The organism is Collinsella sp. LCP19S3_H3 (assembly GCF_052119145.1).
GTDB lineage: Bacteria > Actinomycetota > Coriobacteriia > Coriobacteriales > Coriobacteriaceae > Collinsella.
The window spans coordinates 135,871-147,949 of record NZ_JBQKFW010000003.1 but is presented as its reverse complement, the minus strand read 5'-3'; the positions used below and the strand labels follow the sequence as shown (position 1 = coordinate 147,949).

The 12,079-nt window shown below is 62.0% G+C and carries 8 protein-coding genes; 5 read left to right on the top strand and 3 right to left on the bottom strand.

Annotation, left to right across the window (positions count from 1 at the left end; genetic code table 11):
* Positions 1-112: 112 nt before the first annotated feature.
* The 5 genes from gltB (at position 113) to ACTQZF_RS02440 (ending at position 10,722) form a co-directional block, all read left to right on the top strand.
* Positions 113-4,810 carry a glutamate synthase large subunit gene (gene gltB / locus ACTQZF_RS02460; RefSeq protein WP_441554482.1) on the top strand — a complete coding sequence of 1,566 codons (4,698 nt, stop codon included), beginning with the start codon at positions 113-115 and terminating at the stop codon, positions 4,808-4,810.
* Between the two features lie 5 nt (positions 4,811-4,815).
* Positions 4,816-6,297: a glutamate synthase subunit beta gene (locus ACTQZF_RS02455; RefSeq protein ID WP_441554481.1), complete on the top strand. Its 1,482-nt coding sequence runs from the start codon at positions 4,816-4,818 to the stop codon at positions 6,295-6,297.
* Positions 6,298-6,721: 424 nt separating this feature from the next.
* Positions 6,722-7,429 carry a hypothetical protein gene (locus ACTQZF_RS02450; RefSeq protein ID WP_427747714.1) on the top strand — a complete coding sequence of 236 codons (708 nt, stop codon included), beginning with the start codon at positions 6,722-6,724 and terminating at the stop codon, positions 7,427-7,429.
* Positions 7,430-7,783: 354 nt separating this feature from the next.
* Positions 7,784-8,860, top strand: coding sequence for a hypothetical protein (locus ACTQZF_RS02445; RefSeq protein ID WP_441554480.1), 1,077 nt, complete (start codon positions 7,784-7,786; stop codon positions 8,858-8,860).
* Positions 8,861-9,351: 491 nt separating this feature from the next.
* On the top strand, positions 9,352-10,722 hold the full coding sequence (locus ACTQZF_RS02440) for an amidohydrolase family protein (protein ID WP_441554479.1): 1,371 nt from the start codon (positions 9,352-9,354) through the stop codon (positions 10,720-10,722).
* A gap of 91 nt (positions 10,723-10,813) precedes the next feature.
* On the opposite strand, the gene ACTQZF_RS02435 is transcribed toward ACTQZF_RS02440, so the two are convergent.
* The 3 genes from ACTQZF_RS02435 to ACTQZF_RS02425 form a co-directional block, all read right to left on the bottom strand.
* The gene (locus ACTQZF_RS02435) at positions 10,814-11,287 is read right to left on the bottom strand and encodes a hypothetical protein (protein WP_427727434.1); all 474 of its coding nucleotides are present in this window, start codon (positions 11,285-11,287) and stop codon (positions 10,814-10,816) included.
* Positions 11,288-11,433: 146 nt separating this feature from the next.
* Positions 11,434-11,703 carry a metal-sensing transcriptional repressor gene (locus ACTQZF_RS02430; protein WP_229778266.1) on the bottom strand — a complete coding sequence of 90 codons (270 nt, stop codon included), beginning with the start codon at positions 11,701-11,703 and terminating at the stop codon, positions 11,434-11,436.
* 51 nt (positions 11,704-11,754) lie between these two features.
* The gene (locus ACTQZF_RS02425) at positions 11,755-11,976 is read right to left on the bottom strand and encodes a heavy-metal-associated domain-containing protein (protein WP_154515953.1); all 222 of its coding nucleotides are present in this window, start codon (positions 11,974-11,976) and stop codon (positions 11,755-11,757) included.
* Between the last annotated feature and the right edge of the window lie 103 nt (positions 11,977-12,079).

The window sequence follows — 12,079 nt, the reverse complement described above, 5'->3', positions numbered from 1 at the left end:
GTAGGGCATGCGTTACGCAATTGTTTCGAAACGGGCGGGAAACACAATGGGCCGGCGATGCTTCTAGTATGCCTATTCAACTGACTGTCTAAATATCTAGGGGAGGATCGCGATGCAGGCAGATTCCGCTCAGCAGCAGGGCCTTTATCGCCCCGAATTCGACCACGATGCATGTGGCATCGGCGCTCTTGCCGATATCAACGGCGAGCGCCACCACCAGATTCTGGACGATGCGCTGTCCATTCTGGTCAACTTGGAGCACCGCGGTGGCACGGGACTCGAGAAGAATACCGGCGACGGCGCCGGCATCCTGTTCCAGGTTCCGCATCACTTTTTCCGCAAAGAGGCTCAAAAGTGCGGCCAGATTCTGCCGGCAGAGGGCGACTATGGCGTGGCCATGCTGTTCTTCCCGCAAGACGACAAGGGTGTAGAGGATGCCCGCCGCGTGTTTGAGGAAGGCTGTGCCGAGGCCGGCGTGCCGCTGCTCTTTTGGCGCGAGGTGCCGGTCGACCCTCACGATCTGGGCGAGACGGCCCGCGCCTGCATGCCCACCATCCTGCAGGCCTTCCTGGGCCGTCCGGACGACACGCCCGCCGGCGATGCCTTTGAGCGTCGCCTGTACGTGTGCCGCCGTACCATCGAAAAGAAGGCCGACGCCGAGTTTGCCCTGCGCGACAAGATCTTCTATGTGTGCTCCATGAGCTCGCGCACCATCGTGTACAAGGGCATGCTGGTCGCCACGCAGATGCGCCGCTTCTTTATCGATCTCAACGACGCCGCCGTCAAGACGGCCGTGGCGCTCGTCCACTCGCGCTACTCCACCAACACCACGCCTAGCTGGGAGCGCGCACATCCCAACCGCTTTATTATCCACAACGGCGAGATCAACACCCTCAAGGGCAACGTCAACTGGATTCGCGCCCGCGAACCTAACCTGTACAGCCCCGTGCTGCAGCATGATCTTGAGCGTGTGATGCCCATCATCAACCGCGAGGGTTCCGACTCCGCGATTCTGGATAATGTGCTCGAGTTTTTGGTCATGAACGGCCGTCCGCTCACGCGTGCCGCGTCCATGTTGCTGCCCGAGCCTTGGGACCACAACGACAATCTGAGCGAGGAGCGTCGCGCCTACGATGCCTACCAGTCCATGCTCATGGAGCCCTGGGACGGCCCGGCGGCCATCGCCTTTACCGACGGCCGTACGCTGGGTGCCGCCCTCGACCGCAACGGCCTGCGCCCGGCTCGCTACTACGTGACGCGCGACGGCCGCTTTATGCTGGCAAGCGAGGTGGGCACCATCGAGGTGCGCCCCGAGAATATCCTGACAAGCGGTTGTTTGGGACCGGGCCAGATGCTCGAGGTCGATTTTGCCCGCGGCCGTGTGATCTACAATGACGAGCTGCGCGCCCGCTATGCCAAGGAAAAGCCCTACCGCGATTGGATTGCCGAGGAGACGCTGACCGTTGACGCGCTCGACAAGCCCGCCGCGGCAACGCCTGCCGAGGATGCCGAGGTGCCTGCCGCCGTGCGTATGGCCAAGCTCGGCTACCACTGGGATGATGTTGACGAGGTCGTGCGCCCCATGGCCCAGCAGGGCAAGGCCCCGCTCGCCTCGATGGGTATCGATGCGCCGCTGGCCTGCCTGTCCAAGAAGACGCGCTCGTTCTTTGATTACTTCTATCAACTGTTCGCCCAGGTCACGAACCCGCCGATCGACGCCCTGCGCGAGCATATGGTCACCTCGACCACGCTCTACCTGGGCAACCACGGCAACCTGCTCGAGGACTCTCGTACGGCCTGCCAACTGGTGCGTCTGGAGCGCCCGCTGCTGAGCGAGGAGGAGTTCGACCGCATTTGCGCGATTGACCGTGTTGGCTTTAAGACCCGCCGTTTCCGTGCCGTTTACCGCCGCGATGCCGGCGAGGGCGCGCTGCAGGCTGCGCTCAAGCAGCTTGCAGAGGACGTTGAGGCTGCGGTCCGCGACGGCGTGAACATCGTGGTGTTGAGCGATCGCGCCGGAGCGGACGAGGTACCCGTGCCGTCACTGCTCGCCGTGGGCTGCGTGCACAACCACCTGATCCGCGCCGGCGTGCGTACCTTTGCCGACATCGTGGTGGAGTGTGGCGACGCCGTGTCTCCGCACGACTTTGCGGCGCTGGTGGGCTACTCCGCGAGCGGCATCTATCCGTACAACGCGCATGCGTGCATTCGCGACTTGGCGGCGCACGGCGATCTGGACGTGACAGCCGAGCAGGGCATCGCCAACTACAATAAGGCTGCGACCGCCGGCATCGTTTCCATCATGTCCAAGATGGGCATCTCGACGGTGCAGAGCTACCATTCGGCGCAGATCTTCGAGGCCGTGGGCTTTACGTCGGAGTTCGTCAACGCGTACTTCGCCGGCACGGTGAGCCGTGTGGGCGGTATGGGTGTCGAGGACGTTGAGCGCGAGCAAAACGAGCGCTACGACGCCGCGCTCGCTATCCTTAAGAGCCCGGCTCCCGATCAGCTGCCCACGCTGGGTCTGACCAAGTGGCGCCCGCTCGGCGGCGAGGATCACCTCATTGATCCGCAGACTGTCTACTTGCTGCAGACCGCCTGTCGTGAGGACAGCTACGACACCTTTAAGGAGTACAGCGCCCGCCTGCACCGCACCGGCCGTGCCGTGCGCCTGCGTGACTTGCTCGACTTTAATGCCAACGGCCGCACGCCGGTTTCGCTCGACGAGGTGGAGCCCGCGCGCAACATCGTCCGCCGCTTTAACACCGGTGCCATGTCGTACGGTTCTATCAGCAAAGAGGCGCACGAGTGCATGGCCATCGCCATGAACCGCCTGCACGGACGCTCTAACTCGGGCGAGGGCGGCGAGGATCCGCGTCGCGAGACCCCGCTGGCTAACGGTGACTCCAAGAACTCCGCCATCAAGCAGGTGGCAAGTGCGCGCTTTGGCGTAACGAGCCGCTACCTGTGCAGCGCCTTCGAGATTCAGATCAAGATGGCCCAGGGCGCCAAGCCCGGCGAGGGTGGCCACCTGCCCGGTAAGAAGGTCTACCCCTGGATCGCCGAGGTCCGTCAGTCCACGCCCGGCATCGGCCTGATCTCGCCTCCGCCGCACCACGACATCTACTCCATCGAGGACCTGGCAGAGCTGATCTTTGATCTTAAGAACGCCAACCCCGGTGCGCGCGTGTCGGTCAAGCTGGTCAGCGAGGCCGGCGTCGGCACCATCGCCACCGGTGTGGCCAAGGGTGCCGCCGACAAGATCTTGATTAGCGGCCACAATGGCGGCTCGGGTGCCGCGGCGCGCGATTCCATTTGGCACGCCGGCCTGCCGCTGGAGCTCGGCCTTGCCGAGGCTCAGCAGACATTGCTGCAAAACGGACTGCGCTCCCGCGTGGTGCTTGAGGCCGACGGCAAGCTCATGGACGGCACCGATGTTGCCGTCGCCTGCCTGCTGGGCGCCGAGGAGTTTGGCTTTGCGACCATGCCGCTCATCTCCATGGGCTGCCTCATGCAGCGCGACTGCCAGCAGGACACCTGCCCGGCCGGCATCGCCACGCAAAACTGTCGCCTGCGTCGCGGCTTCCGCGGCAAGCCCGAGCACGTTGAGCACTTTATGCTCTTTGTTGCCGAGCAGCTGCGTGAGGTCATGGCGAGCCTGGGCTTCCGCACCGTCGACGAGATGGTCGGCCATCCCGAGTGCCTGCGCCAGATCGAGGTACCGGGCAACCGCAAGGCCAACCTGCTTGATCTGTCGCCCGTGCTGGCGAGCGCGACCTGCGAGTTCGGTGCCCATATCCCGGGCGCCGACGGTCGCCACTTCCTGCCGCAGATGGCTGCGGACAGCGAGCTCGACAAGACGCTCGACTCCACGTTGTTCGTGCCCTATACGGCCGATGCCCGTGCGCACCTGCGCCCGATTCGGTTCCGCGCCGATATCGCCAACGTCAACCGCTGCGTGGGCACCATCCTGGGCAATGCGGTGACCAAGGCGCATCCCGAGGGCCTGCCCGCCGGCTCCATCACCATCGATTGCGATGGTTCGGCCGGTCAGAGCTTTGGCGCCTTTCTCCCGCGCGGCATTACGCTCAACGTGTGCGGCGACGCCAACGACTACTTTGGCAAGGGCCTTTCGGGCGGCGAGGTGTCGGTGCGCCCCAACCCGCATGCGACCTACAAGTTCGACGAGAACATCATCGTGGGCAACGTGGCGTTCTTTGGTGCCACGAGCGGCCGCGGCTTTATTAACGGCCTGGCAGGCCAGCGCTTTGGCGTGCGTAACTCCGGTGCCACTGTGGTGGTCGAGGGCTGCGGCAACCATGGCTGCGAGTACATGACGGGCGGCCTGGCGCTCATCTTGGGCGAGGTCGGGCAGAACTTCGCCGCCGGTATGACGGGTGGCGTGGCCTATGTCTTTGACCAGTACGGCACGCTCGAGGCCCGTGTGAACCACGAGAGCGTGGAACTCAAGGCCCCGACGGCTGTCGAGCTGGCGCAGATTCGCGCGCTCATCCAGGAGCACGTGGACGCGACGCAGAGCCCGCGCGGCATTAAGCTGCTCTACAGCTTCGACTCGATGAGTAAGCACTTTGTGAAGGTCATTCCGACCGAGTACGAGCGCGTGCTGGCGATTGTCGCTGCGGCCGAGGCCGTGGGCAAGACGCATGCGCAGGCCGAGGAGTTGGCGTTTGACATCGTGACCGGCCGCGCGAGCAACGCGGATGTCGCTCGCTTTGATGTCGCGGGCGGTGCAGCGGGCACTGCGCCCGTGGCTGTCAGCTCTGTTGCTTCGACCAAGAAGGAGGCGTAAGTGCCATGGGTAAGCCCGGTGCTTTTCTTGATATCGATCGCGTGACCCACGAGCTGCGCCCCGTGGAGGAGCGCAGCTGCGATTTCGATCCGCTGTATGTGGAGCTCGACGACGATACGCGCCGCGCCCAGGCGAGCCGCTGCATGATGTGCGGCGTGGCGTTTTGCCAGATGGGTGCGAGCTTTGGCAAGGCGCGTCCGAGTGGCTGTCCGCTGCACAACCTGATTCCCGAGTGGAACGAGCTGGTGTATCGCGGTCGCTGGGACGAGGCGGCCGAGCGCCTGTCGCTCACCTCGCCCATGCCCGAGTTTACGAGCCGCGTGTGCCCGGCACTGTGCGAGGCTGCGTGCAACCTGGGTTCGGTCGACGGCCAGCCCACAACGATTCACGATAACGAGCGCGCGATCAGCGACCACGAATGGGCAAACGGCGGCCCGCGTCGCTTTGAGCCGGCAGGGGAGGACGCGCCCTCGGTCGCCGTGGTTGGTTCCGGCCCGGCTGGCCTGGTGGCTGCATGGGAACTTGCGCGTCGCGGTGCCCGCGTGACGGTGTTTGAGCGCGACGACCGCCCAGGCGGTCTGCTCATGTACGGCATTCCCAACATGAAGCTCGAGAAGTCCGTGGTCGAGCGCCGCGTGGCGCTCATGCGCGAGCTGGGCATTGTCTTTGAGCTGGGTACTGACGTTACGAACCCTGCGGTGGCGGCCAAGCTCAATGGTTTTGACGCCGTTGTGGTGGCTGCCGGTGCTCGTACGCCCCGCGGTCTTTTGGCTACGAATGTGGATGCCCCGGGCGTGGTGTATGCCGTGGACTACCTGACGGCTTCGACCGTCTCGGTGCTCGATGGCGGTGAGCCCGCGGTGAACGCGCGCGGCCTGGACGTTGTGGTCATTGGCGGCGGCGATACCGGCAACGACTGCGTGGGTACCGCGGTGCGCCAGGGCGCACGCAGTGTGCGTCAGTTTGAGTTCTTGCCGGCCGCACCCGATAAGCGTGCGGCGAGCAATCCCTGGCCGCAGTGGCCCAACGTTAAGAAGACCGACTACGGTCAGCAGGAGGCTATCGCTGCCATGGGCGGCGAGATGCGTGCTTGGGGCGTGGATACGCTCGAGGTATTGCTGGACAAGAAGGGCGCGGCCGCGGGCCTGCGCGTGGTCGATCTGGACTGGTCGGCCGGCAAGCCCGAACGCATTGCGGGCTCCGAGCACGAGGTGCCGGCCCAGCTGGTGCTGATCGCCTGTGGCTTTACGGGTCCGGAGCACGGCGTGTTTGACGCTTTTGACGTGCCTATTGCCACGGCGGGCCGTCCGTTGCCCGTGATGGCCTCCGAGGACTCGCATCTTGCGGCTCGCGTGGATGGCGTTGCCGCGGATGCCGCGCCGGTGTATGTGGCCGGCGATGCCCGCAACGGCAGCTCGCTCGTGGTGAGTGCCATGGCCGATGCCCTCGCCTGCGCAGCCGAGGTCGCCGAGGCGCTGGGGCTGTAAGACAATCACGGAGTTACTCAACAATCGAATCGGCAAGGGCTGTCCCCAACGGCCGGCATATAAGGAACGTCCCCATGTGCCGGCAGCTGGGGACGTTCCTTACGTGCCGGCATCCGGGGACACTCCTTGCGGGTTTGCGAGCGTTTTGCTCGTTTGCCGACGTTTGGCTGCCTACCCGTTGGTGTTTGCGCTCGTTGCGCTCTGCTGTTTATGTGGCGGCTTTAGTTGTTTGCGGACAGCGGCGCGGGTGATTCGTCTAGTTCTACCCGCGATTTTGTGGCAATTTGTATAATCTGCAAGTATCCCGTCAAGTGCTTGGTCAGCATCTGGTTTGCAGCCCGATGCTCATTTCGCCCGTGATGGCGGCGACCACCCGCCCTCCTCGTAAGCTCAAATTGAGGTTTATCAGTTTGAGGAGGATGCCATGGCTGATCATGTTTTGGACCGGGGACGTCTGGCCGAGGCCGTCGGTGACGATATTGCCGGCATGGCCCAGTTTTGGATGCTGCGCAAGTTTCAGTTTTTGGAGTCGGCGCGTACACAGTTCGAAGTGATAGTCGATCCATGGCTCAGCTATTGCGAGGAGCCCTCGCAAAATGAAATCATGGCCTATAACATGGCATTTACCGATTGGCTGCTGTTCGAGCGTCCCTATTACCATGGCAAGACGCTGCTTGAGCTGTATGTTGACGAGCCGCCGGCGTCGCTTTCGCCTGTCTCGCTCAGACGGCTCGAGCAGGTGCGCGGCACGCACTATTTTTCGCGCTTTGGCATTTTGGATAAGGATCCCGCGACCGGTATGGTCGCGCTGCGTGACACGCGTACCGACCGTCGCTTTGACGTCTATGATCCGCATATCGTGCAAAAGGAGCACTGGCGCGATGGCGCGATTGCGGTGCGCCTCGCGTGCGTCGACGATGTCTGGCTGACGGCGGGGCAGCTCTACCTCTACGACATTGCGCGCCTGAGCGATACGGCGGTCGACGGGCCTGGCGCCGTGCATCCTGAGGACCTAGAAGATGGCTTCGATACCTCGTGTATCAGCTTCTTTCTGAGGCTGGTTCGCGACATCATGGGTGCCCAGGGGCGCTACGTAAAGTCACTCAACATCTACAAACAGGAATGGGAGTAGGGGATGGGCAGTCGCGCCGCCGCCGCCCGTCTATTTGTCTCGATCTGTAACGTTTAGGGACAAAAAACCGGTCTACCCGTTACAGATCGAGACGACTGCTTGGGCGTTGCTGGTTTGTCTAAATCTGTAACGTTTAGGGGTCTGGAGAACGCCTAACTGTTACAGATTGAGACGTTTGGCACCTAGCTGGGGAAATGTCTCAACCTGTAACATCTACAGGCCAAAATTCGACCTAACTGTTACAGATTGAGACAAAGGTTGGGCGCGGTGCCGAACAATCTAAATCTGTAACAACTAGAGGCTCAAAGACTGTCTTCCTGTTACAGATCAAGACATTTGTCAGCGGAGGCAACGGTGACGATGGTCCATTTGTCTGACGTGGTGGTGATGAAAGTGTCTAATACCGTTTTCAAACACAAACATGCAGCACGTAGCACCTTGGCGCGGAATAGGATGCTCGCCAGGCTCACGGAGGCGGCTGAACAAGGCGTGCTGCTTGCGACGCACGACAATGCCGAGCTCATGTGGCTGCGGCGCCATGTGGGCACAGACGATATTGCGGAGCCCGAATCGCACCTATTCTGTTTTCAGCATAAATGGGATGCGTTGACGCCGCCGGAGCGGGCTCGGCGGACCATCAAGGGGCTTGCGGAGTTTCATCCCGATTGGGCGTTTTGGGGATATGACGCCGCGCTGATATGGGGTCTGGAGGTGCCGAATGATCTGCTCGGGCCGCGTTACTTGGTCAAGACGGGTTGTTCGGTGGCGTTGAGTACGGGATATAGGCTGCTGCGTCCGCAGGCGTCGGGTGCGCTTGAGCGCGTCGACGGCGTGCGAGTGACACCGTTTTGGCGCACGGTGGAGGATTGTCTGCTGCGTGCGCCGTTTTCATATGGTCTGGCGATTGCCGATTCTGCGCTGCGGGCGAAGGGCATATCGCGCGACGACCTCTGCGAACGGCTCCAGGCCGATTGCGAGGGCAGACGCGGGTATCGCAGAGCTCAGGTGATTGCGTCGCATGCGGACGGGCTGTCCGAAAACGGTGGCGAGTCTCGGTTCCGAGCGTTCTTTATTGCATACGGTTTTCCGGTGCCAGAGTTGCAGGTGGAGTTTCGCGATCCGCTCGATTCGAGCCAGGTGTTTCGGGTCGATTATTTCTGGAGGCTCGAGGACGGGACGTGCGTGATTGGCGAGCTCGACGGAAGAGGAAAGTATACCCTGCAGGATGGTGGGGATCGGGAGTCGGTCGACCCGTTCGTAGCAGAGCGTCAGCGGGAATCTCATCTGACAATGCTCGGGCACAAGGTGCTGAGGTTCACGTTTGATGAACTCAAGAACCCGGGGAAGCTGGCTGAAAAGATGAGGCTGGCGGGTATTTCGCAGCGGGCCGATTTGGCTGAGGGATGGAAGCGTCAGTGGTATGGGCGCTGAGGGATACGACTAACGCGGATGTGGTTGTTCCTGTCGAGTTTGTCTCGATCTGTAACAACAAGGGGCCGTTTGGCCTCGTAACTGTTACAGATCGAGACAGAAGGTTGGCTGCCGCTAAAAGATCTAAATCTGTAACATCTAGAGGCCGAAAACCTGTCTACATGTTACTGATTTAGATGTTTGACGACAGGGCTGGAGAATATCTCGATCTGTAACATCTAACGGCCAAAATTCGACCCAACTGTTACAGATTGAGACAAAGGCTGGACGCGGTGCCGAAAGATCTCGATCTGTAACATCTGGCTGCTAAAACCTGGTCTACCTGTTACAGATCAAGACGTTTTGCTGGAACGGCCGGAGCATTGCCGTACTGTCTCCGTTTGCCCTCACAGCTCTCTCGTCCCTCCGCTAACCGATATGTTCGACTTTAGTTTGCTGCATTAGGTGATAATGGACAAATGTTCAAGTTAATCGTGAGGGAGGAGCTCGATATGGCGTCTGCCGATCGTTCCACGTTGTTTATCAATGCGACCGTCCTGGATGGTTCGGAGCATATGGAGCCGCAGCCCGACTTGGCTGTGGCCGTTGAGCGCGGTGTCATCACGTGGATGGGGCCGAGCGCTGTTGCGCAGGCGCCTGCAGGTGCCGAGGTCCTCGACCTGGCCGGGGCGTATCTCATGCCGGGCCTCATCAATATGCATGTGCATCTGTGCGGCTCGGGCAAGCCGGTTTCGGCGGGCGATGCGGGCGCGCTGATGAAGAAGCTCGATAATCCCGTGGGGCGCGCTATCGTGCGCCATATTCTTAAGGGCAGCGCCCAACAACAGCTGGCAAGCGGCGTGACCACGGTGCGCGGCGCGGGCGACCCGCTGTTTGCCGATCTGGCCGTGCGCGATGCTATCGACGCCGGCAAGTATCAGGGTCCGCGTTTGGTGGCGCCGGGAACGGGCGTCACGGTGCCGGGTGGCCACGGCGCGGGCTTGTTCGCGCAGGTGGCCAACAGTCCCTCCGAGGCGGCCGAACAGGTGCGCGACCTGTATGCGCGCGGTGCCGATGTCATTAAGCTGTTCGTAACGGGCGGTGTGTTCGATGCGACCGAGGTAGGCGAGCCGGGCGTGCTGCGTATGCCGGTGGAGGTTGCCGCGGCGGCGTGCAAGGCAGCGCACGATATGGGCCTTCCGGTTATGGCTCATGTCGAGAGCACCGAGGGCGTGAAGGCCGCGCTCGAGGCCGGCGTCGATACGATCGAGCACGGCGCTCCGTTGACACCCGAGATCCTGGAGCTGTACCGCGGCGCCGCGGGAACTCAGCTCGAGGGGCGTGCGCCGAGTGTGACCTGCACGATCAGTCCCGCACTGCCGTTTGTGCTGCTCGATCCGGAAAAGACTCATTCGACTGACACGCAAAAGAAGAACGGCGATATCGTGTGCTCGGGCATTATCGAGAGCGCTCGTGCGGCGCTGGAAGCCGGTATCAAGGTAGGTTTGGGTACGGATTCGAGCTGCCCGTTCGTGACCCAGTACGACATGTGGCGCGAGGTGGCCTATTTTGCCAAGTACGTGGGCGTGAGCAATGCGTTTGCGCTGCATACGGCTACGCAGGTCAATGCTGAGCTGCTGGGGCTGGGCGGCGAGACCGGTGCAATCGAGTGCGGCAAGGCTGCCGATATCCTGGTGACGCGCGAGAACCCGCTCGATGACCTGTGCGCTCTGCGCGAGCCGATGCACGTGATGTGTCGTGGCGATCTGGTGCGCAAACTCAAGGTGAAGCGTATTCCCGAGGTGGACGCCGAGCTCGACACGATTATGGCCATGCCAGCCGAGGCGCTTGCCGAGGAGCTTGCCCGCGACGGCGTGGCGTAGGTGTGACGGGGGGCGGGCCCTTTGTCGCATTCAAAAAAGCCGAGGTCCCAGTGCGAGGCCTCGGCTTTTATTTTGTCCTGCGGTATGGCGGCTACGAGCGCGTCTCCATCTTGGCGTGGCACTTGGGGCAGGTGACGCGGATCTTGCCTTTGCCCTTGGGGACGGAGAGCATCTGGCCGCAGTTGGGGCACTTGAGGTATGCCGTGGTCTTGCGACCCTTCCACATCTTCTTGGCCGTGCGCTTGGCGCGCTCAAAGTCTTCCTTACTGGTGCCGGCCGCGCGTGAGGTGCTGGCCGCTGCAGCGCCGCCACCCAAGCTGGCGACAAACTTGCCCAAGCCGGGGACCTTAGCCGAGCCGGCGACAAAGGCGTCGTTCTCCTTGCGACGTGCGTCGATGTTTTTGGACAGGCCGCGCAGTACGCCGATCACGATGACGGCGATGGCGATCCAACTGAGCCACTGGACGCGGGCCATCGATCCGATCATCGCGATGACGATGCCCGCAAAACCCATCACGATGGTGAGCTCGTCGGCGCCATTGCGGCCCTTCATAAAGTCATTCATGCAAATTGCCTTTCGTTCGATATGCCGCACGCCTTTATACCCGATTTAGAGCAAGGGGGACAGGTTAATCTGCACCAATGTGGCGCAAACATACCTGTCCTCGGAACATCAAGACGGTGCAAAGTGGTTTGTCCCCAATGCGCCGATTACTTAGAGAGCTTGTCGACGACGCGTTCGATCTCGGCGAGCTTCGCGGCTTTGAGGTCTTCGTCGCCCGATTCGATTGCCGAAGTCACGCAGCCCTCGATATGCGCCTTGAGTACGTCGGCGTTAATGCGCGCGAGGAGTGCCTGTGTGGCCATGAGCTGCGTGGAAATATCGACGCAGTAGCGGTCCTCCTCGACCATCCGCAGGATGCCGTCGATCTGGCCGCGCGCCGTCTTGAGCATACGGTTCACCGATTTGTGGTCTGCCATCATGGCGGGTCCTCGTTTCTGGTCGATGGGGTCGAATGCTTCTGGTAGCTGCTAGGCTGCGGTCACGGACAGGGCGTGGAACTTCTCGCCGGCGCTCTCGACGGCGGCAGCGAGCTGCTCGGCGGCCACGGTGTCGGCGCACTCCACCTGTACCGTCTGAGTCTCGTGATCGGCATCGGCGTCGGTCACGCCGGCAACGTTGAGCAGTGCCGTCTCGACAGTAGCGTCGCAGTGGCCACACATAAGGCCGGAAGTCTTAATTGTGTAACGCATGGGTATTCCTCTCTGTTATGTTGGCTTTCCCAGGCACCCGACCTTGACCTTCAAGCCGTCGCTCGCGTACCAAAGTACGCGTCGCTCCTCTTTCAGGTCAATC